At 64.9% G+C, this 20,413-nt stretch carries 18 protein-coding genes; 9 read left to right on the forward strand and 9 right to left on the reverse strand.

From position 1 onward, the window contains the following. Positions 1 to 237: 237 nt before the first annotated feature. Entirely contained in the window at positions 238 to 1,029 is a 792-nt protein-coding gene (locus C666_RS04530; RefSeq protein ID WP_004334379.1) for a PEP-CTERM sorting domain-containing protein, read from the reverse strand. 224 nt (positions 1,030 to 1,253) lie between these two features. On the opposite strand from C666_RS04530, the gene C666_RS04535 reads away from it, so the two are divergent. The 4 genes from C666_RS04535 to C666_RS04550 all read left to right on the forward strand — a co-directional run bounded on the left by C666_RS04535 (position 1,254) and on the right by C666_RS04550 (position 6,729). Next, complete coding sequence (locus C666_RS04535; RefSeq protein WP_028792353.1) at positions 1,254 to 2,126, forward strand: ThiF family adenylyltransferase; 873 nt, start codon at positions 1,254 to 1,256, stop codon at positions 2,124 to 2,126. A gap of 77 nt (positions 2,127 to 2,203) precedes the next feature. Then, positions 2,204 to 3,040, forward strand: a complete 837-nt coding sequence (locus C666_RS04540) for an outer membrane lipoprotein-sorting protein (RefSeq protein WP_245603944.1) — start codon at positions 2,204 to 2,206, stop codon at positions 3,038 to 3,040. 41 nt (positions 3,041 to 3,081) lie between these two features. After that, the gene (locus C666_RS04545; RefSeq protein WP_004334382.1) at positions 3,082 to 4,347 is read left to right on the forward strand and encodes a hypothetical protein; all 1,266 of its coding nucleotides are present in this window, start codon (positions 3,082 to 3,084) and stop codon (positions 4,345 to 4,347) included. A gap of 108 nt (positions 4,348 to 4,455) precedes the next feature. Beyond that, a complete protein-coding gene (locus C666_RS04550) occupies positions 4,456 to 6,729 on the forward strand; it encodes an efflux RND transporter permease subunit (protein WP_245603943.1) in 2,274 nt (757 codons plus the stop codon). 8 nt (positions 6,730 to 6,737) lie between these two features. On the opposite strand, the gene C666_RS04555 is transcribed toward C666_RS04550, so the two are convergent. The 6 genes from C666_RS04555 to rplU form a co-directional block, all read right to left on the reverse strand. Beyond that, complete coding sequence (locus C666_RS04555; protein ID WP_004334384.1) at positions 6,738 to 7,865, reverse strand: SDR family oxidoreductase; 1,128 nt, start codon at positions 7,863 to 7,865, stop codon at positions 6,738 to 6,740. Continuing rightward, entirely contained in the window at positions 7,862 to 9,631 is a 1,770-nt protein-coding gene (locus tag C666_RS04560) for an AMP-dependent synthetase/ligase (RefSeq protein ID WP_004334385.1), read from the reverse strand. The genes C666_RS04555 and C666_RS04560 overlap by 4 nt, the downstream gene beginning before the upstream one ends. Positions 9,632 to 9,784: 153 nt before the next feature. Then, entirely contained in the window at positions 9,785 to 10,900 is a 1,116-nt protein-coding gene (gene proB, locus C666_RS04565; protein WP_004334386.1) for a glutamate 5-kinase, read from the reverse strand. A gap of 43 nt (positions 10,901 to 10,943) precedes the next feature. Then, positions 10,944 to 12,128, reverse strand: a complete 1,185-nt coding sequence (cgtA, locus tag C666_RS04570; protein WP_004334387.1) for an Obg family GTPase CgtA — start codon at positions 12,126 to 12,128, stop codon at positions 10,944 to 10,946. Positions 12,129 to 12,207: 79 nt separating this feature from the next. Beyond that, positions 12,208 to 12,471: a 50S ribosomal protein L27 gene (gene rpmA / locus C666_RS04575; protein WP_004259048.1), complete on the reverse strand. Its 264-nt coding sequence runs from the start codon at positions 12,469 to 12,471 to the stop codon at positions 12,208 to 12,210. A 20-nt stretch (positions 12,472 to 12,491) separates the two neighbouring features. Further along, a complete protein-coding gene (gene rplU, locus C666_RS04580; protein ID WP_004334388.1) occupies positions 12,492 to 12,803 on the reverse strand; it encodes a 50S ribosomal protein L21 in 312 nt (103 codons plus the stop codon). Positions 12,804 to 13,109: 306 nt separating this feature from the next. On the opposite strand from rplU, the gene C666_RS04585 reads away from it, so the two are divergent. From C666_RS04585 to C666_RS04605, 5 genes are all read left to right on the forward strand, one after another. After that, positions 13,110 to 13,877: a PP2C family protein-serine/threonine phosphatase gene (locus C666_RS04585; RefSeq protein ID WP_004334389.1), complete on the forward strand. Its 768-nt coding sequence runs from the start codon at positions 13,110 to 13,112 to the stop codon at positions 13,875 to 13,877. 200 nt (positions 13,878 to 14,077) lie between these two features. After that, complete coding sequence (locus C666_RS04590) at positions 14,078 to 15,202, forward strand: NAD(P) transhydrogenase subunit alpha (protein WP_028792355.1); 1,125 nt, start codon at positions 14,078 to 14,080, stop codon at positions 15,200 to 15,202. Positions 15,203 to 15,213: 11 nt separating this feature from the next. Continuing rightward, positions 15,214 to 15,516 (forward strand): NAD(P) transhydrogenase subunit alpha part 2, encoded by a 303-nt coding sequence (locus C666_RS04595; RefSeq protein WP_004334391.1) that lies wholly within the window; start codon positions 15,214 to 15,216, stop codon positions 15,514 to 15,516. After that, positions 15,517 to 16,896: an NAD(P)(+) transhydrogenase (Re/Si-specific) subunit beta gene (locus tag C666_RS04600; protein ID WP_004334392.1), complete on the forward strand. Its 1,380-nt coding sequence runs from the start codon at positions 15,517 to 15,519 to the stop codon at positions 16,894 to 16,896. A 112-nt stretch (positions 16,897 to 17,008) separates the two neighbouring features. Next, positions 17,009 to 17,332 (forward strand): hypothetical protein, encoded by a 324-nt coding sequence (locus C666_RS04605; RefSeq protein ID WP_038001066.1) that lies wholly within the window; start codon positions 17,009 to 17,011, stop codon positions 17,330 to 17,332. Positions 17,333 to 17,496: 164 nt separating this feature from the next. Here the strand turns inward: C666_RS04605 and C666_RS04610 are convergent, their stop codons facing one another. Together C666_RS04610 and C666_RS04615 are read right to left on the reverse strand one after the other, a co-directional pair. Continuing rightward, positions 17,497 to 18,807 (reverse strand): sensor domain-containing phosphodiesterase, encoded by a 1,311-nt coding sequence (locus C666_RS04610; RefSeq protein WP_028792356.1) that lies wholly within the window; start codon positions 18,805 to 18,807, stop codon positions 17,497 to 17,499. 103 nt (positions 18,808 to 18,910) lie between these two features. After that, on the reverse strand, positions 18,911 to 20,362 hold the full coding sequence (locus C666_RS04615) for a DEAD/DEAH box helicase (RefSeq protein ID WP_004334395.1): 1,452 nt from the start codon (positions 20,360 to 20,362) through the stop codon (positions 18,911 to 18,913). Positions 20,363 to 20,413: the final 51 nt, after the last annotated feature.

A 20,413-nucleotide genomic window follows, 5' to 3' on the forward strand; every position in this document is an offset into this window, starting at 1 on the left:
GACTCTTGCCGCGCGCAGGAGTATGTGCCGGGGTGCGGAGAATGTGTAGCGGCAAGAGCGCTTTGTTGGTCTACTCTCTGGCTGCTTCGATTGCCCGTCAGGTTAAAAAAACTCCCAACCGTCATTGGAAAAGCACGGTTCTTATTGCCTGTGCTTTGAGGGGCGCTAATAACGCGAGAATAAAAAACCCCGCCTGGGATATCCCAGGCGGGGTTTTTTGTCTTGCCGAAGTCTGGCTTACGCGATCTTCTTCGCGCGACGAGCAGCGCCAAGACCGACGAGGCCGATGCCGAGGAGCGCAAGGACGCCCGGTTCGGGAACGCGGTTGAATACCACGCTGCCATCCAGGGTGCTCGAGCGGCTGTACGTGCCGTCGCCATTGTCTGTCACGGCGGCATCGGGATCCAGATTGGTGTCGAGGCGCATGTTGATCGCCACGGTCAATCCGCTCCAGTCGGTTGCGGGGGGGAAGAACCAGGTGCCGGGCAGCGGGTCAGAGACCGTTGCGTAAATGATGGCGTTGGCGAAATCCGCATCGCTGCCGAAGACGTTCAGCGTCAGAAGCTCAATGGCGTTGGGGGTGTTACCATCGCCGTCAATTTCTGAGCCATAAACCTTGATCGTGCCCGAGGTGTAGTTCGCCAGAACATTGCCGTTGCCGGGATTGACCGCGGCAATCGTGCCTGCGAGGTCGTTGTATTCAAACCAGATGGAATAATTGTTGCCAATGCCTTCGTGGTTGTTGCCGCCGGTGATCGCTCCAGCACCCCCCAGGAAGCTGCTGACGGTTCCGCGACCAATGTCTAGCACGGAGTCGCCGATGCTCAGGCCAAGCGTGCCATCATCGTCGGTGAATGTGGAGGTCGCGGCCCAGTTCACTCCGAGTTGGGCGATGTTCGACGTGACGCCGTCTTGGAAATAGTTCGGCGTGAATGTGCCGACATTCAGATAGAACGGATCGGCCATCGCAGCGCCAGACGCGAAGATCGTGGAAGCGGCGAGCAGCCCGGTAAGTGCCTTGATTTTCATGTTTAGTACTCCTGTGTGGAGGGTTGTCTGACCACTGCGGTTATATACCCTTGCGCTGTATAAGCATGCGGCGTGCCATGTTTAAAAAATCTATATAAAACATCTTGTTGTGCGTTTTGTTTGCGGACCTTGCGAGTGGGGTGTAAAAAAAATCGACACCGCCCCGCTTGCCACGGCTGCCGTTGTGCGAAAAGATCGCATCAACGTGATTTGTGGAGATCATCTTGACTGCTTTCGACTACAACCCAGCCTTCAGCCGCAACCTCGGTGTCGTCAGTCCGGATGAGCATCAGCGCTTGCGCAATGCCACGGTCGCGATCGCCGGCATGGGCGGGGTGGGAGGCGACTACCTGATCAGCTTGGTGCGGGCGGGCGTGGGACATTTCCACCTTGCCGAATTCGACGAGTTCGAGCTGGTCAACTTCAACCGTCAGTATGGCGCGAACATGCAGACGATCGGCCGGCGCAAGCTCGACGTGATGATCGAGTACGCGCTCCAGATCAATCCGGAGCTGCAGATCGAGGCCTTTCCGGGGGGGATCGACACGGCCAATATCGGTGCCTTCCTTGCCGGTGTCGACCTGGCGATCGATGCGGTCGATGCCTTCGCAGTCGACATTCATCCGCTGCTGGTCAATGCCGCAACCGAACGCGGATTGGCGACGATCGCCGCGGTGCCGCTCGGGCTGGGGGCCGGTGTGCTGGCATTCGGGCCGCAGGGCATGTCCTATGCGGATTTCTTTGCGATTACGCCGGACATGAGCGAGGACGAGAAGATCGTCCAGTTCATGCTCGGCTTCGCGCCCGAGATGTACCACCTCAAGTATCTGGATCCGGCTTTCATCAACCTCAAGGCGCGCAAGGGGCCGAGTTCGATCGCGGGATGCAAGCTGTGCACCGGATTCATCACCACGCAGGCGCTGCTTGCGCTGTTGCACCCCGAGGAGCTGCGCTGCGTGCCGTGGTATACCTACCTCGATGCGCGCCTCGGGCGTTTCCGCCATCGCCGGCTATGGATGGGCAACCGGCATCCCCTGCAGCGCCTGAAGAGTTACGTCGCCAAGCGGCGCCTGGAAAAGCTCGGCGCGGCATCCTGAGGCCAGGGCGAGCGGCGGTGCTGGGTTAGAATCGGCCGGGCCTTGCCTGGTGCGGCAGGAATTTCGACGGAGGAGTGATGACGACGACACCATTTCATTCCCGCTGCGGCTGGCCGGGCATGCAGCGCGGGGTGCTGGTATTGCTGGCCGGCCTGGTGCTGGCCGCGCAGTCGTTCGCCGATGATGCCGGGATGCAGCTGGCGCAAAAGGTATACGACCGCCCTGATGGGGACGATGCATCCTCGGCGGTGACGATGACGCTGACCGAGAAGGATCGCAGCCCGCGTGTGCGCAGTCTGTTTCTGTATCGTGCCAGTGCCGATTCGGGCAACGTGTCGACGCTGATCCGGTTTACCGCGCCGGCCGATATCGACGGGACGGGCCTGCTTACCCAGGACCTGGCAGATGGCGAGACCAATCAGTGGATCTACCTGCCCGCGATGCAGCGGGTGCGCAGGGTGGACTCCAATCGCAAGGGCGGGCGTTTCGTCAACTCGGATTATTACTTCGAGGATCTGCGCGACCGGAAGCCGACGAAGGACGTGCATCGGGTGATCGGCCAGGAGCGCATCGGCGAGATCGATTGCGAGGTGCTCGAAAGCATTCCGGCCGAGGCGGGCAATTCGGTGTATGTCCGGCGGGTGAGCTGGATCGATCCGGTGAGCCTGCTGCCGTTGCGGGTGGATTTTTTCGAGAAGAGCGCCGACAAGCCGAGCAAACGCCTGCTGGTGGAAAAGCACGCGCAGGTGGAAGGGTACTGGACGGTGATGGACAGTGTCCTGACCGACCTCGGCAGTGGGCATCAGACCCGGTTGACGGTGAATCGCATTGTCTACGACCGCAAGCTGCCCGCCCGCCTGTTCGGTTCCAAGGCCCTGGAAGAAGAGCGAATGGAGAAGGAGTTTCGGCCGTGATCCGCGCCGGGCATAGGGATGGGATGGTTTCGGGAGCACGTATGAAGGGATTGAGCGGACTGGCACGGGTCGTGGCGCTGTGCCTGGCGGCAGGGGGCGCGGCGGGCAGTCTGGCGGCCGAGGACGACGAAGGCGCGTTCGACGCCAGGGTGGATACGCTGTGGCTGGAAACCGGCGGCCTTGTCGACCATCCCGAGGCGTCGGGCTCCGGGTTGTTGCATGGTGCGGTAAGCGGAAGAGGGCATGCAGGCGCGTGGGAGTACATGCTTGGCGCGCGCTTCGATGCCAACACCCAGTTCGGGGGCCAGGATTACACGCGCCTGCGTGTCGACTATGCCGAGAACTATCTGCGTTGGCGCGGAGACGACACGCGTGTCACGGTGGGCGCACAGAACATCATGTGGGGGCGCGTCGACGAGATATCTCCGATCGATCGGATGAGCCGGGCGGATCTGACCCGCATCGTTCTCGACAAGCTTCCCGAGCGCCGCCGCGCGGTGCCCGCGGTGCGCGTGGAACACTATGTCGACGAAATCAAGATCGACGCGGTATGGCTGCCGGCCTTCGATGATGCCGTGATGCCCGACCGGCGCAGCGTGTGGCATCCGGTCGATACCGAGGGAGGCCGGCTGCTGGGCCTGGGCGAGATACCCTTGCTGAAGGGCTTCAGGGTGAAGGAGGCGGACCAGAACGGCAGTGGCGGCGGAGGCATTCGTGTCACCAAGGGCGGGGATGAGCTGGACTATGGCTTCAGCATCCAGCGCGTACGGCAGTCGCAGCCCTACTACCGCGTGACGCCGGGCGTGCTGCAGGCGGTGCATCCGTACAGCACGGTGCTCGGCGGAGAACTGGAAGCCGAGCGCCTGGGCGCGACCTGGCGCATGGAGGCGGCCTGGAGCAGCGACGTTCCGGTCACGACCCGGGACTTCCGCTTCCTCACCCGACGCGGATTCGACGTGGTGCTCGGCACCGAGTTCTTCCCCGGTGATGGAGAAACGCGGGTGACGCTCCAAGTGAGCGGGCACAAGACCTCGGTCGACCAGCGGGTGCTGGACCGGACCGAGTTCTATGCTTTCAATGGAGAGATCGAGCATCCGTTCGCCAGAGGACGCTGGCGTGCCGACCTGCGCTTCGTCGTCGGTATCGGCGAGCGCGATCTCTACCTGAACCCCAAACTGACGTACACCGGTATCGACGAGCATGAGATCTTCATCGCCGCGCATGTTTTCGACGGTGCCGAAAAGACGCTCGGCGGCTACTATGACCGCAATGACTCGGTCATGCTGGGCTGGTTGGCCAAGTTCTGACAAGGCGGAGCCTTAGGGGCGGAGCCGTCGCCGGTTCTGGCTGATTCAGGTCCGTGTGCAAGGCAGACAATGCAGAATTCCTGGTTTCAGTCCCTGAAGCGTGTGGTCATGCAACCGCGCCTGATGCGCTGGCGCCCGGCGCTGGCCATCATCATCGCCGTGCACCTGGTGTGCGGCGCGTTGCTGCTGCGGCTCGACCTGAATAACGCGCCCGGGCTTTATTTTCCCGAGGATTCGCCGGCGAGCGTGCTGGAGCGCGAGCTGAGAGCGCAGTTTCCGAACGATGAGTTTCTCGTCGGCCTTTTCTCCGACGACCGGATCTACTCGGCACAGACGGTGGCGGCGATCCATCGGCTCGTGGAGCGGCTTGGGCGGCATGCCGACGTCGATCGCGTGTTCTCCGTGACCAGCGTCGATCACATCGCCGGCAGTGCCGACGGTTTCGTCGTCGAGCCCTTGGTCGATGCGGACGGCCTGGCGGACGAAACCGAGGAGGCGCGCAGGGCGAGGGTTCTCGGAGACCGCTTTGCACCGGGATGGCTCGCCTCGCGCGACGGGCGCTCGCTTGCAGTGATCGTACGCACCCAGCAGCTCGACGAAAGCCGCCAGCGCCAGTCGATCGAAAGCGAGTTTCATGCTGCGGTGGAGGATGAGCGCCTGCAGGACAAGCTCGTCGCGGTTGCCGGCACGGTCGCGCTCGATGCGGCCGAACTCCGGTCGATGCTGCACGATTCGCTGGTGTTTACGCCGCTGGTCATGGGGCTGGGGCTGCTGCTGCTTTACTGGGTGGTGGGGCGGCTGGCCCCGGTCGTGATTGGCGCGGTGGCGATGAGTACGGTCGTGGTGTTCTGCGTCGGCGTGATGGCGGCGATCGGCTTGCCGTACACTTTGGTGACGGCGATGGTACCGACACTCCTGTCGGCCTATACCGTGTCGAATCTGCTTCACCTGTACGCCGCGGCCAAGCGGATGCAGGAGGCGGGTTTCCGGCGGCCGAAGCGGATCGTTTTTGCGCTGCAGACCGTGCATGCGCCCTCGATGTTCAACGTCCTGACCACCGCGGCCGGCATGCTGAGCCTGGTGCTCGTCCAGATCCCGCCGATACAGGTGTTCGGCATGGTTGCCGCGCTGGGCGTGCTGACGATCTACTTCGTCGTCTTCTACCTGGTCCCCGCCCTGTTGATGAAATTCGACAACCGGCGCTGGCCACGGGAGGGGAGTGGCTTTGCCTGGACGAAGCGCCTTTCGTACGCGTTTGCCCGCTTCGGCATGCGGCGCGCCGGCTGGGTGGTCGGTAGTGCGCTGGTGGTGGTGGTCGCGACGGTTCCACTGGTGTTGAACGTCGAGGCAGAGTCCGACCTCCTGAAGTTCTTTGGCGAGGCGCATCCGTTGACACAATCGACCGCCCGGGTGGAGGCCGAACTCGTCGGCGTGACCGCGCTCGAGATCGTGGTCGATGGCACCGGGCGCGATGCCTTCAAGGACGCACAGCGGCTCGGCGCCATCAAGGCATTGCAGTCGAAGGTGGAAGCCTTGCCCGAAGTCGATCGCGCGCTGTCGATGATGGACATCGTCGAGGAGATGAACTGGGCGTTCAACGAAGAAGACCCGCAGTTCCGCCGCCTGCCCGACGACGACAGGATGTTGAGTCAGTTGCTGCTGGTCTACGACGGGCGGGACCTGCAAGAGCTCGTCGACGGCGAGTACCAGCGCATGCGGATCCTGCTGAACCTGAATGTCCATGGCGCGAATGCGATCCAGGACGTCATCGGGAAGATCGAGGGTTTGATTGCAGCGGAAGGCGTGCCGGGCCTGAAATGGCAGTTCGCCGGCTATGGGCGTCTGTTCGCAGACCAGGAAGACCTGCTGGTCACGGGGCAGTTGCACAGTTTCATGGGGGCCTTCGGGCAGATCTTCATCTTGCTCGCACTGCTGTGGCGTTCGGTATCGACCGCCATCATCGGCATGCTGCCCAACCTTGCTCCGCTTTACTTCGTGTTCACTCTGATGGGGGGCATGGGCATCAACCTGGACATGGCGACGGTGCTGATCGCGGGTGTGGTCCTCGGCATCACGGTGGACGACACGATCCACCTCTTCCATAGCTATCACGAACGCCGTGCGAAGGGCATGAGCACCGTGTTTGCCGTTGCGCGCAGCTTCGAGGCCTCGGGCCGCGCCGTGATGGCGGTTTCGCTGTTGCTGGTGTCGCAGTTCCTGCTGCTGTCCACATCCGATTTCGTGCCCACCGCCAATTTCGGCATGTTGACCGCGATCGGCCTGCTTTCGGGGCAGATGCTCGAATTGCTGCTGCTGCCCGCATTGCTGGTGCTGTGGAGCAAGTTGCGGCAGGCTCGCGTTTGGCGGCGAAGCAAGGACTGATGCTGGGCCTATGTCTTGGCCGTACCGCGTGTCAGGTAGCGGCCGACGACGACGGGAAGGTAGGCGGATGGGGAAGGCAGTGCCTCGCCCCTCTGCGATAGCCAATCAAGATAGGCATCGTTACCGAAGCCCTGCTGGTCCGCCAGGTAATCCATGTAGATCGGCAGTGTCGAGAGGGCGCGGCGGCGCGACGGGAGAAGCCAGCCGGCGATCCGTGGAAGGGCGCTGAACCAGCTCGCCGGGAGGGTGATGCTGCGCGGGGTCTTGCGGCCGTGCTTGCTGAAGATCTCGCGCAGGATGGTCTTCAGTTCATCCAGCCGCGGGGCCGTGCCCGGGCCGGAGCAGAGATGAAAGATCCTTCCGGCTGTCGCCGGCTCCCCGCTTGCAGCGACGATTGCCGCTGCGACCTGGTCGACGGGAATGATGTCCAGCCGTACATCGCCGAGATCGGGATAAAGCCCGAAGGTCTTGCTCCCCGACAGGATCTCGCAGATGTAGTAGAAGATCTGGTAGTGGATGATGCGGCCGTCGCGTGAATCCCCGATGACCATGCTGGGGCGGTGCACGGTGATCGGCAGATGTTCGTCCTCGATCGCCTTGCGAACGAGCGCCTCGGCCTCGGCCTTGGATTGTTCGTAGGTGTTGTGGAAGCTGCGGGATTCGTCGATCCATCGTTCAGGCAGGATGCCCTGGCGCTTGCCGGCGATTCCCACGGTACTCACGAACTCCACTTTTTCCAGTACGCCGTTTTCCGCTAGGCGGCGGGCTAGATCGAGGATGGCCAGGGCAGAGCCGACCGCCGAGCGGCGCGCCGCGTCGAGCGGGTCGTTCATGCGCACGCTTGCGGCACAGTGGATGACGTGCGTGGTATCGGCCAGCAGCGTCTCATAGGCTTCCGCGGCCAGTCCGAAACCGGGCAGGGCGGCATCGCCGCGCAGCGGTATCAGGCGTGCCCTTGCGGGGTCATCCGGCGCCAGGCGCCAGAATGCACAGAGCGATTCGAAGCGCTCGGCGAGGTGTTCGGCAGAGTCGGCGCGCAGCAGCATTCGCACGATGCTGCCGGGCTTGGCAAGCAGCATTGGCACGATGGCGCTGCCTACGGCGCCGGAGGCACCCGTAAGGAAATAGTGGTTCATGGCATCTCGATGATGGGCAGCGTGGTTCGTGCCGCCTGTTGTGAATCGGCGTAGGCCCGATCGATGCCGGCGGCGAACCGTTCTTCTATCCGGGCGCGGCGCAGCTTCAGGTTGGCCGTCAGCTCTCCGTCCGCCACGCTCAGCGGGCGCCTGGACACGATGAGGGCGCCTGGATGCTGATGCACGGGAAGTCCGGCGCAGGCACTAGCGACGTCGTTGGCAATACGCGCCCGGGCTGTGGCATCGAGCTCGGCGAGATGTTCGGACTGCGCGTCCAGTGTCAGGATTGCGATCGGGAAGGGCCGATTGCGCCCGACGGCGACGGCGTGGTCTACGTAGTCGATCTGCTTCAGGGCTGTTTCGATGGGTACCGGTGCAACACGTCGTCCGGTCGATGTCTTGAATATCTCGCTTTTCCGTCCTTCGAGCCAAAGGCGGCCTTCATCGTCCAGACGTGCAAAGTCGCCGGTGTGCAGGAATCCGTCGCCGTCCAGCGAGTCTGCAGGAGCGGTGTCGCGATAGTAGCCGCGGAAAACACCGGGGCCCCGCACGAGCAGTTCGCCATCGTCGGCAATGCGCAACTGGTTGCCCGGCAAGGGGCGTCCCACGCTGCCGAAGCGGAAGTCGTCGAGCCGGTTGATCGTCATGGGCACCACGTTCTCGCTGATTCCATAGGCTTCGAGCACCAGCCAGCCCAGGCCGTGAAAGCGTTCCAGCAGCCAGGGCGGGAGGGCGGCCGAGCCGCTGACCATGAATTGAAGCTCCGGGCCGGCCAGGAGGCGGATGCGCTGGAGAATGCTGCGTGAGAGCGGATGTAGCAGGCGCACCCAGGGAGGCGCAGACCTGCCGTCCCGCAGCGCGGCGGCGTGGCGGCAGCCGATATCCCAGGCCGCTTCTACGACGATGCGCAGGGGGAGCGGTTGCCGACGCACTTGGGAGACGATCCCCTGATGCAGTTTTTCATAAAAGCGCGGGACGCCGACGAACAGTGTCGGGCGAATCTCGGGCAGGCACTGCACCAACCTGTCGGGCTGGCCGACGAAGTAACTGTGGGCACCGCAATTCAGCGCCACCAGATTCAGGATGCGCTGAAAGAGGTTCGCCAGTGGCAGCCAGCACACTGTGCGCGCGCCGTTGCGTACGCTGGGAAAACACGCGATCAAGGCGTCAACCGCAAGCGTGATCTGCCGGTGCGAATAGGCGATGCCTTTGGGGGTACCGGTGCTGCCGGAGGTGAATACGATCGTTGCGGTGTCTTCGGCTTGCGGGACGTGCGCGACAGGCATCGTTTCCGGGCGGGAGGCGAGCAGGTCGGAGAGTAGCCGTCCGCGCGCCGGTGCTTCAGCGTTTGCGGAGGCGACGATACCGATCGCCTCGCCTCCCCAGAGCGCCGAAAGCCGGTCGAGATCGTTCGTAGCCTGTGCGATCACGATGCGCGGCTCGGTCAGCAACAGGATGTGCGCGAGGTTCGTATCGGCATCATGGCGGTCGAGTCCGACGACGACACCTCCTGCCGCCAGCGCTGCATGGTGGCAGAACTCCCACTCCGGGCACGTGGGGAGCATGATGGCGATACGGTCGCCCGGGCTCAACCCGAGCCTGGCGAATTCGTATGCGAGGCGATCGACGGTCGCGGCGACTTCCTGCCAGCCGATGGCGCACCACGCGCCGCCGGTTTCCGGCTGGAAGAGGTAGGCTGGAGAAGCCGCGTCCCGCCGCGCCCTTTCGCGCAGGCGAGCGGTGATGGTGTCCGGCAAGGAGATCATTTCAGTCCAGGCACAAATCCGCCCGCCAAGCGCCTCGTGAAACCGCGGCGCATGACGGACGGCAGCGTGAATAGGCGATGCATCGATTCTGATGGCATCGCCGGGAAAACGCCAGCGGTGTGCGTGGTAAGGCGTGTGCTTCGGCGCGGCCGTCTATCGGCTGACCATGTTGTCCCGATGGATCAGCTCGGGTTCATCGACGTAGCCAAGCAGCCTCTCGATCTCGGCCGTCGGCTTGCGCGCGATCCTGCGGCATTCGGCCGCGCTGTAGTTGACCAGCCCGCGCGCCACTTCTTCTCCCGCAGTGGTCCGGCACGCCACGGCCGCACCGCGTGCGAAATCGCCGCGAACCTCGGCAACCCCCACTGGCAGCAGGCTGCATCCGCTCTTCAAGGCGAGCACGGCGCCGTCGTCGATGATCAGGTCGCCCGCCAGTTGCAGGTGGTCGGCCAGCCACTGCTTGCGCGCCTGCAGCGGGCTGCTGCTGGCGTAGAGCAGGCTGCCGATGGCTTCTCCCGCGCTCAGGCGCAGCAGCGGGTCGCGTTCGCGCCCGCTGGCGATGCAGGTGTGGGCGCCGCTGCGTGCGGCGCGCTGGGCGGCGCGGATCTTGGTGATCATGCCGCCCTTGCTGATGCCGCTGCCGGCACCGCCGGCCATGGCCTCGAAGCGGCGATCCTCGGCGCGGCCTTCGGCGATCAGTGTGGCCGTGGGGTCACGGCGCGGATCGGCGGTGTACAGGCCCTGCTGGTCGGTGAGGATGATCAGTGCGTCGGCTTCGATCAGGTTCGCGACCAGCGCGCCGAGGGTGTCGTTGTCGCCGAACTTGATCTCGTCGGTGACGACCGTGTCGTTCTCGTTGATGATCGGCACGACGCCGAGTTCGAGCAGCGTGGTCAGCGTGCTGCGGGCATTAAGGTAGCGCGTGCGGTCGGAGAGGTCTTCGTGCGTCAGCAGGATCTGCGCGGTTTGCAGGCCGTGCCGGGAAAAGGCTTTTTCATAGGCTTCGACCAGCCCCATCTGGCCGACGGCCGCGGCGGCCTGCAGCCTGCTCATCTCGTGCGGGCGCCGGAGCCAGCCCAGGCGCTGCATGCCGGCGGCGATGGCGCCGGAGGAGACGAGCGCGACCTCGCGCCCCTCGGCGCGCAGCACGGCGATCTGGCGTGCCCAGCCGTCGAGTGCTTCCTTGTCGAGGCCGGCGCCGTTGTTGGTGACGAGGGCGCTGCCGACTTTCACCACGAGGCGGCGGGCGTTGCGGATCTTGGTTCTCATCTGTGGCAGACCTTGGGGTCAAAACAGGGCGCGACGTGCCGGCTCAGCGGGTTTCGTCGTCGGGGGTGTTTCCGGCGCTTTCGTCTTCGGGCAGCTCGTCTTCGCCCAGGCTATCAGCCACGTAGGCGGCATCGGCCGCCGCACGTTCGGCTTCGATCGCGGCCAGGCGCGCGGCCTCGGCTGCATGGCGTTCGGCACGTTCGGCTTCGATGCGCGCGCGTTCCGCATCGAGGAAGTCCTGAAGCGCGAAAATCAGTTCGCGCGTGCCTTCGCTCTTGAGTGCGGAAATCTCGAAATGGCGCTCGACCGGGCCGTAGGCTTCGAGGAAGGCAGCGACGCGCTCCGCCCGTTCTTCCTCGGGGATCAGGTCGAGCTTGTTCAGCGCCAGCCAGCGCGGCTTGTCGTACAAGGCCTCGTCGTACTTGCGCAACTCGCCGGCAATGGCCCTTGCGTCGGCAACGGGATCGGCTTCGGGGTCGAAGGGGGCGAGGTCGACCAGGTGCAGCAGCACATGGGTGCGCTGCAAGTGGCGCAGGAACTGGTGCCCCAGGCCGGCGCCCTCGGCCGCGCCTTCGATCAGGCCGGGAATGTCGGCGATGACGAAGCTGCGGTTCTCCGACGTGCGCACCACGCCCAGGTTGGGGGCGAGGGTGGTGAACGGGTAGTCGGCGACCTTGGGCTTGGCGGCCGACACGCTGCGGATGAAGGTGGACTTGCCGGCGTTGGGCATGCCCAGCAGGCCGACATCGGCGAGCACCTTGAGTTCGAGGTGCAGCGCGAAGCGCTCTCCCTCCTGGCCCATGGTCTTCTTGCGCGGGGCGCGATTGACGCTGGATTTGAAGTGGATGTTGCCCAGGCCGCCACGGCCGCCACGGGCGATCAGCACCTTCTTGCCGTCTTCGTCGAGGTCGGCGATCAGCGCTTCGGTTTCCAGGTCGCGGATCACGGTGCCGACCGGGAAGCGCAGCGTGATGTCCTCGCCGCCCTTGCCGTAGCAGTCGCGGCTGCCGCCGTTCTCGCCGCGTTCGGCGCGGAAGCTGCGGGTATAGCGGTAGTCGATCAGGGTGTTGAGGTTGCGGTCGGCCATGGCATAGACGCTGCCGCCACGCCCTCCGTCGCCGCCGCTGGGGCCGCCCTTGGGGATGAACTTCTCGCGGCGGAAGGTGGCCGCACCGTTGCCGCCATCGCCGGCGAAGACTTCGATGCGGGCTTCGTCAAAAAACTTCATGCCTGATCAACCTTCAAAATGAAAAAAGCCCTACCGCAAGGATAGGGCTTTGGTGCTGCAAAGCGCGTGGCGCGAGTGATCAGGCCGCTTCGGGCACGATGATCACGGTGCGGCGCTTCGACGGGCCCTTGACCGCGAACTGCACGACGCCGTCCTTCAGCGCGAACAGGGTGTGGTCCTTGCCGATGCCGACATTGTCGCCCGGATGGTACTCGGTGCCGCGCTGGCGGACGATGATGTTGCCGGCGAGCACGAACTGGCCGCCGTAGCGCTTCACGCCGAGGCGTTTCGATTCCGAGTCGCGGCCGTTACGCGAACTGCCGCCAGCTTTTTTGTGTGCCATGTCGGATTACCCCCTGCGCCTTAGGCCGAGATCGCTTCGATGCGAAGCTCGGTGTAGTTCTGACGATGCCCCTGGTGCTTCTGGTAGTGCTTGCGGCGGCGCATCTTGAAAATCTTGATTTTGTCGTGACGGCCGTGCGAAACCACAGTCGCCTTGACGGAAGCCCCGGAGACCACCGGCGTGCCGATCTTCACGGACTCGCCTTCACCGACCATGAAAACCTGATCGATGGTGATTTCGGAACCCACGTCGGCCGGTATCTGTTCTACCTTGATCTTTTCGCCAGCGGCAACGCGATATTGCTTGCCGCCGGTTTTTATCACCGCGTACATGGTGCTGCTCCAGTTGATGGGTTTGCAAAGAATCGAGAACTCTAACCGTCGCCCTGGGGAAAGTCAATGGCAATCAGCAGCATACGCGATCGGAGGCGGGCAGGTCGGGTTTGGCGTGGGGGCATCATGCGCGTGTGTCGGCCGGCGCGGGCATGGAAGGATTCGTGTCGATGAAGGAGGCGATATCGGGAGGGACGTGATTTTTTTCACGGCATCCGGATGGCCCGGCGCGTTTTCGGCGTTGGCGGCCGCCCCGGCTCCATATCCGGTTGATATGATCTGCGCCTCTTCAAAGAATGTTCGCCAATGGCCTTTTCCGCGGAAACCTGTGTTGCCACGCATATCGGCGACCGTTCGGAGCAGCAGGACCGTGTCGGTCTTTTCGCGCATCCGAAGCGTCCCGGCATCATGATGGCCGCGCTGGCCGACGGCATGGGCGGACATAGCGGGGGGGCGATGGCTGCCGAGCAGGTGATCATCCGCGCCAGGCAGAACCTCGAATCCTATGCGCCGCTGCACGAGACGCCGCAGGAATTGCTGTCGAGCGTCATCGATGAAGCGCACACCGTCATCAAGCTGACCCGCTTCACCAGCGAGAAGGATCCGCACAGTACCGCAGTCACCTTCCTGCTGCAGCAGGGCAAGGCCTATTGGGCGCATTGCGGCGACTCGCGCTTTTATTACTTTCGCGGCACCGATACCGTGTCGCGCAGCGGCGACCACTCGCTGGTCGGCGAACTGATGCGCAAGGGCCGGCTCGACGAGGCCGGGGCGCTCAAGCATCCGCAGCGCAACGTGTTGCTGTCCTGCCTTGGCAGCGAGCGCGAGCCGTGCATCGAGTACGGCCTTGCCGAGGCGCCCGACGCGGGGGACAGCTTCCTGCTGTGTTCCGACGGCCTGTGGGCATACTTCACCGATTTCGAGCTGGCTTCAACCATCCAGGCGCATCCGCCCCGCACGGCGGCCGAGTGTTTGGTCCGCATGGCGCGGGAGCGTGCCGGCGGTGCCGGCGACAACATCTCCCTCATCATCGTCAAGCTCGTTCCGCCGGCCGGCGGCGGCATTGCGCGCTGAGCGCGGCGGCAGCGCGTTTCGCGGCTTTTCTCCCGTCTTCGGGTTCACCCTTGTTGCTGTGGTGCAGCAAATCCGTCTAATGTCCGGGGTTCGCCGGTGCTGCAACGAAAGGTTGCAGAATAAATCAAGATATAAGGGCAGGTGACGCCGGCGGAATGTGCAACAGGTTTTCGATGCCAAACAACAGGGAGGATCAGCCTATGCCTCTGACAATCGGAGTGCTAGCGGAGACTGCTGCGGGCGAACGGCGTTTGTCCGTCGTGCCGGATGTGGTCAAGAAGTACCAGGGCCTCGGTGCCCGGGTCGTGTTGCAGAAAGGGGCGGGGGTGCCGGCGCATTTCCCCGACAGCGTATTTCCGGAGGTGACGTTCGCCGACAGCGCGGTCGAGGTCTGTGAGCAGGCCGACGTGGTGTTCTGCGTGCAGCCGCCGGCCGACGATACGATTGCTGCGATCAAGCCGGGCAGTCTGCTGCTGGGCCTGCTGCAGCCGTGGACGAGCGTCGAGCGCGCGCGCCAGTTAGCCGAGCGCCAGATCACTGCCTTCGCGCTCGAACTGCTGCCGCGCATCTCGCGTGCGCAGAGCATGGACGCGCTGTCCTCGCAAGGTGCGGTGGCGGGCTACGAATGCGCGCTGATCGCGGCCGACCACAGCCCGAAGTTCTTCCCGATGCTGACCTATGCGGCCGGCACGATCCGCCCGGCCAAGGTGCTGGTGATCGGCTGCGGCGTGGCGGGCCTGCAGGCCATCGCCACCGCGCGCCGCATCGGCGCGATGGTCGAGGCCTACGACGTGCGCCCCGAAACGCGCGAACAGGTCGAGTCGCTCGGCGCCAAGTTCGTCGACACCGGCGTGTCCGCGGCGGGCACGGGCGGCTACGCGCGCGAACTGACCGACGAGGAGAAGGCCAAGCAGGCCGAACGCTTGGCCAAGGCCGTCGCCCAGTGCGATGCGCTGATCACCACCGCCGCGATTCCCGGCAAGCGCGCGCCGCGCATCATCACCGCGGACATGGTCGCCAGGATGAAACCGGGCGCCGTGGTCGTCGACATGGCGGCGGAGAGCGGCGGCAACGTCGAGGGCACGGTGGCGGGCGAGAAGGTCTGGGTGGGCGACGTGCTCGTCATCGGCCCGGCCAACATCCCCAGCCGCATGCCGGTGCATGCATCGGAGATGTATGCCAAGAACCTGTTCAACTTCATCTCGCCCTTCATCAAGGACGGCGCGCTGGCGCTGGACTGGGACGACGAGGTGATGGCCGGTACGTGCCTGACCCACGCGGGCGAGCTTCGCCATGCCGGGGTCAAGCAGGTCCTGGGTCTGTAAGGAGAACCATGATGGAAGGATTTGCAGCGCTGTATATTTTCATGCTGGCCGCCTTCACCGGCTACGAGGTGATCTCGCGCGTGCCGGTGATCCTGCACACGCCGCTGATGAGTGGTTCGAACTTCGTGCACGGTGTCGTGCTGGTGGGCGCCATGGTGGTGCTCGGCCATGCCGACCCGGAAGACCCGGTGCAACTGGTGATCGGTTTCGTGGCCGTCTTCCTCGGCGCCGCGAATGCGGCCGGGGGCTACGTCGTGACCGAGCGCATGCTCGCGATGTTCAAGGGTGGCAACAAGAAGGAAGGGGGCGCATAAATGGCGAATTGGTTCATTCAGGCGTCGTACTTCGTCGTTGCCGTGGTGTTCATCCTCGGCCTGAAGGCGATGAGTTCCCCGGTGACGGCCCGCAAGGGCATCGTGTGGGCCGGCTATGCGATGGTCGCGGCCACCGTGGTCACCTTCTTCACCCCCGGCCTCGGCAACGTCGGCCTGATGGTGCTGGCCATCGTCGCCGGCGGCGCGGTGGCATGGTGGAGCGGCAAGACGGTCAAGATGACCGACATGCCGCAGATGGTCGCCATCTACAACGGCATGGGCGGCGGCGCGGCGGCAGCGATCGCGGCGCTGGAGTTCGCCCGCGGCGAAATCCATGATCCGGTGGTGGCGACGCTGGCCGTGCTCGGCGCGCTGATCGGCTCGGTGGCCTTCTCCGGTTCGTGCATCGCCTATGCCAAGCTGCAGGGCATCATGAAGAACGCCTTCCGTCTGCCGCAGCAGAACATGGTGAACATCGGCCTGGCCGCGCTGACCGCGCTGCTGGGGCTGGCGATCGTCGTGTCGGACCAGCCCTCTTCGACCCTGATCGTGCTGTTCTTCGTGCTGGCGCTGGCGCTGGGCGCGATCCTGACCAGCCCGATCGGCGGCGCCGACATGCCGGTCGTGATCTCGCTGCTCAATGCCTTCACCGGCCTGGCGGTGGGTTTCGAGGGGTATGTGCTGGGCAATCCGGCGCTGATCGTCGCCGGTATCGTGGTCGGTGCCTCGGGTACGCTGCTCACGCAGTTGATGGCCAAGGCGATGAACCGTCCGATCACCAACGTCATCTTCACGCCGATCAGCGGTGCGGCGGCCGGTGGCGAAGGCGAGGCGATCGAAGGCACGATGAAGGAGTTTTCCGCTCTCGACGCCGCGTCGGTGATGCGCTACGCCAGCAAGGTCGCCATCGTGCCGGGCTACGGCATGGCGGTCGCCGGGGCACAGCACAAGGTGTGGGAAATGGCGCAACTGCTCGAAGAGGCCGGCGTCGAGGTCGTGTTCGCGATCCACCCGGTCGCGGGCCGCATGCCGGGCCACATGAACGTGCTGCTGGCCGAGGCGGGCGTGCCCTACGACAAGATCTTCGACCTTGAAGAGATCAACGCCGACTTCCCGCAGATCGACGTGGCGCTGGTGATCGGCGCCAACGACGTGGTCAACCCGGTCGCACGCACCGACAAGACCAGCCCGATCTACGGCATGCCGATCCTGAACGTCGACATGGCGCAGAACGTCATCGTCGTCAAGCGCGGCAAGGGCGCGGGCTACTCGGGCATCGAGAACGCGTTGTTCTACAAGGACAACTGCCGCATGCTGTACGGCAGCGCGCAGGATGCCATCGGCCAGGTCATCACCCACGTCAAGGCGCTGGAGTCCTGACCCGGGTTTCCCGGCCCGTTCCCCGCCACTCGGGGGCGCGGGCCGGCTAAAGCCTGGCTTCATCGGGCCGTAAGCAGGAGAATGCTCTTCTGCTTACGGCCCGATGTCTTTCATGCGCGCACTGCTTTTCATGAGCCTGTTTTTCGTCCTGCTGCCGGCAGCCGCGCAGCAGCCGGCGGCCGCGTCCGGCGATGGCGTGCAGAAGCCCGGGGCCGAAGTGAAGCCGGAGCCGCCCGAGTGGCGCAAGACCGAGGGCTATCGCTTCCCCGCCGTGGCGAAAACGGTCGAAGACATGCAGAACCTGGCCTATGCGATGCAGCTGCGGGAGTTCTGCGCCAATCCCCGCGTAGCGGACGATTTCGTGCGTGAGCGCCTGGACCGTTTCGGCGCCATGACCGGGCGCGAGGAAAGCTGCCAGACGCTGCTCGATTACTGAGACAGGTGGCGGGCCGCCCATCCGGCTGCGCTCAAGCACAGCCGGAATCTCCCGGCCGTGGCGCTTTCGCCCGGTTTCATCGTTTGCGGTGCAGCAGTACGAGCGCCGGCCCGCCGATGATCGGGAGCGCCCCCAGCAGGCCTGAACGGATCCGGTGCCGAGCCCTAAGGCACGAAGCGCGAGAACTCGTGTGCCGTCATCGGCTGGCCGAACAGGGGGCCTTGTTGCAGATGGCAATCGAGCGCGCTGAGGAAATCCCGTTGGGCGGGGGTTTCGACGCCACGGGCGAACACCTCGAGCCCCAGCGTCGCGGCGAGGCCGACGATCGCCTCGACGACCGCCTCGCTGTCTTCGTCGTGGCCGACGCCGCGCACGAGGCCGGGGGCGAGCTTGATGGCGTTCAGCGGGTAGCGGCGCAGCCTGGGGATCGATGACAGGCCGCGGCCGAAATCATCGATGGCGAGGCGTACGCCCATTGCGGACAGTGCTTTCAGCGTGGCCAGCAGACCGGGGCTGTCGCTTTCGAGCACCTTCTCGTCGAGGTCGAGTTCCAGGCGACCGGGCGGCAGGTCGTTGTCCTCCAGAACCAGCCTCACGCATTCAGCGAAATCGCCGTGCAGCAGCTGCTCGGTGGCGACGTTCACGGTGAGTTTCACCCGCTGGTCGGTGTTGGGGCCCTGCCAGGTGCGCGCGCTGCGGCACGCGCTGTTGAGCGCCCAGTCACCGAGGCGGGCGATGAGTTGCGGGTCGTGGATCGCAGCCTTGAAGCGCCCGAACGGAAGCTGGCCGAGTGTGGGGTGCTGCCAGCGCAGCAAGGCCTCTCCCGCGCGGAGGCGCTTGCTGCGGGTGTCGACCAGGGGCTGGAAGTTCAGCAAGAATTCGTCCTGGTCCAATGCCTGCCACAATCTGGGTTCGAAGCTGCTCGTACCGGCGTCTGGCCAGATCGCAGCATCGAACAGGCTGCCGGGACGGCTCAAGACACGGCGCCCGGGGTCGAGATGGGCTGCGAAGCGGGCGTGGGCCGCCGATTCGGACGATCCGGCCGGTTCGGAGCGGGATGCGCTGCGGGAACGTGTGCTGGATGGACTGAGCACCAGCGCATGGACGCCGGGCCGCAGCCTGGGGGCACAGAGCACCTTGAGCTCGCGCGTCCGTCCGTCGGGCAGGGCGAAGCCCACCTGGCTGCGCCGCTCCCCCTGGATCAGGAGCCTGGCGCGGACGTCGAGGAAGCGTTCCTCGTTCGGGAAGAGCGTTGCCAGAGGGCGCCCGGCAATCTGCCGGTAGTCGCGTTCCAGCAGCTTGCAGGCGGCGCTGTTGGCATCGAGGATCAACTCGTCGCCGGTGATGATCAGGCCCTCGTCGATCAGTTCGAGCAGGGCGAGGTAGACACCGGCCTCCGCGCCCTCCGACAAATCGGCAACGAAAGGCTCGTGCGGCGCGGGGGAAGGGGCGGGCTGACGTCCAGGAATATTCACGGCGGCGGCTGTTGCAGTGGTCGGGTAGATGATCTACGGCATCGCCGTGAGAATACTTGAACCCACGTCGTCGCCGAGCCGGGAATAGGTGCCGGTGTCCGTGCTATTTTCGTCCCAGGCCGCCCAGCAGTACCGCGATCGGACGCTGGGAGCGGCGCAGTGCATCGGGCCGGGCGTCCGCCGCTGCCGGACGGGCATCGTCGGATACGGCCATGGTGGGAGAGGCGGGTTGGTAGGGCTTGCTGAAATCGAAGCCGTCCGACGCCACTGTCGGACGTTGCCGGGCGCCGGAACGCGGTGCAGCCCCGGAGGATTGGCGCGGCGCCGCGGAGGAACGGGGCGCGCGTGCGGCATCCGCCACGGGGGCTGCGCGGCGGCCGCGGGAGCGGCTACCGGCCTCGGAGAATTCGGGCTCGGGGTCGAAGCCGGGGATGATCTCCTGCGGGATCTCGAGCTTGATCAGCTTCTGGATCTCCGCCAGCCAGTGCTTTTCTTCGGTGCTGACGAGCGACACCGCGTTGCCCTTGTGGCCGGCACGGCCGGTGCGGCCGATGCGGTGAACGTAGTCCTCGGCGGTGTGGGGCAGTTCGAAGTTGATGACGTAGGGCAGTTCATCGATGTCGATGCCGCGCGCCGCGACGTCGGTGGCGACGAGCACGCGTAGCTTGCCGCCCTTGAATGCCTCCAGGGTTTCGGTGCGCTGCTGCTGGCTCTTGTCGCCGTGGATGGCGTCGGCCGAGATGCCGCTGCGTTCCAGGAAATGGGCCAGCCTGCCGCACACGATCTTGGTATCGACGAAGACCAGGGCCTGCGTATCCGGCTGATGGCGCAGCAGATGGGCGAGCAGGTTGCGCTTCATGCCGCTGGAGACGGGGTGTACGACGTGCGTGATCGTCTCCGACACCATGTTGCGGCGCGCGACTTCGATCAGCTGCGGGTTCTTCAGCATCTGATCGGCCAGCTTCTTGATCTCGTCCGAGAAGGTGGCAGAGAACAGCAGGCTCTGGCGGTTGGCCGGCAGCAGCGCGAGGATGCGCTTGATGTCGGGGATGAAGCCCATGTCGAGCATGCGGTCGGCTTCGTCCAGCACCAGGACTTCGACCTGGGACAGGTTGATGGATTTCTGCTCGACGTGATCGAGCAGGCGGCCCGGTGTGGCGATCACCACCTCGATGCCGCGGCGCAGCTCCATCTGCTGTGGCCTGATGTCCACGCCGCCGTAGATGCACACCGAACGCAGCGGCAGGTACTTGCTGTAGGTCTTGACCGACTCGTACACCTGCATCGCCAGTTCGCGCGTCGGCGCGAGGATGAGGGCGCGCGTCTGGTGGCGTGCGGGCGAGGTGCTGGTGTTGGCGTGGCGGGCGATGCGATGCAGCAGCGGCAGCGTGAAGCCGGCCGTCTTGCCGGTGCCGGTCTGGGCCCCGCCCATTACGTCGTGGCCGGCGACGACGGTCGGGATGGCCTGGCGCTGGATCGGCGTGGGTTCGGAATAGCCGGCGTCGGCGACGGCTTTGAGCAGTTCGGGAATGAGGCCGAGGTCGGCGAAACTCATGGGCGCCTTTGCGTTGAATGCGGCCGGCAGCCGACCGCCTGATTTGCGAAA

Source organism: Thauera linaloolentis 47Lol = DSM 12138, from assembly GCF_000310205.1.
GTDB lineage: Bacteria > Pseudomonadota > Gammaproteobacteria > Burkholderiales > Rhodocyclaceae > Thauera > Thauera linaloolentis.

Bases quoted from the DNA above. Each gene is read 5' to 3' on its own strand.
- C666_RS04530 (WP_004334379.1), bottom strand. From the start codon at position 1,029: ATGAAAATCAAGGCACTTACCGGGCTGCTCGCCGCTTCCACGATCTTC.
- C666_RS04540 (WP_245603944.1), top strand. From the start codon at position 2,204: ATGACGACGACACCATTTCATTCCCGCTGCGGCTGGCCGGGCATGCAG.
- C666_RS04545 (WP_004334382.1), top strand. From the start codon at position 3,082: ATGAAGGGATTGAGCGGACTGGCACGGGTCGTGGCGCTGTGCCTGGCG.
- C666_RS04550 (WP_245603943.1), top strand. From the start codon at position 4,456: ATGCAACCGCGCCTGATGCGCTGGCGCCCGGCGCTGGCCATCATCATC.
- C666_RS04555 (WP_004334384.1), bottom strand. From the start codon at position 7,865: ATGAACCACTATTTCCTTACGGGTGCCTCCGGCGCCGTAGGCAGCGCC.
- C666_RS04560 (WP_004334385.1), bottom strand. From the start codon at position 9,631: ATGATCTCCTTGCCGGACACCATCACCGCTCGCCTGCGCGAAAGGGCG.
- proB (WP_004334386.1), bottom strand. From the start codon at position 10,900: ATGAGAACCAAGATCCGCAACGCCCGCCGCCTCGTGGTGAAAGTCGGC.
- cgtA (WP_004334387.1), bottom strand. From the start codon at position 12,128: ATGAAGTTTTTTGACGAAGCCCGCATCGAAGTCTTCGCCGGCGATGGC.
- rpmA (WP_004259048.1), bottom strand. From the start codon at position 12,471: ATGGCACACAAAAAAGCTGGCGGCAGTTCGCGTAACGGCCGCGACTCG.
- rplU (WP_004334388.1), bottom strand. From the start codon at position 12,803: ATGTACGCGGTGATAAAAACCGGCGGCAAGCAATATCGCGTTGCCGCT.
- C666_RS04585 (WP_004334389.1), top strand. From the start codon at position 13,110: ATGGCCTTTTCCGCGGAAACCTGTGTTGCCACGCATATCGGCGACCGT.
- C666_RS04590 (WP_028792355.1), top strand. From the start codon at position 14,078: ATGCCTCTGACAATCGGAGTGCTAGCGGAGACTGCTGCGGGCGAACGG.
- C666_RS04595 (WP_004334391.1), top strand. From the start codon at position 15,214: ATGGAAGGATTTGCAGCGCTGTATATTTTCATGCTGGCCGCCTTCACC.
- C666_RS04600 (WP_004334392.1), top strand. From the start codon at position 15,517: ATGGCGAATTGGTTCATTCAGGCGTCGTACTTCGTCGTTGCCGTGGTG.
- C666_RS04605 (WP_038001066.1), top strand. From the start codon at position 17,009: ATGCGCGCACTGCTTTTCATGAGCCTGTTTTTCGTCCTGCTGCCGGCA.
- C666_RS04615 (WP_004334395.1), bottom strand. From the start codon at position 20,362: ATGAGTTTCGCCGACCTCGGCCTCATTCCCGAACTGCTCAAAGCCGTC.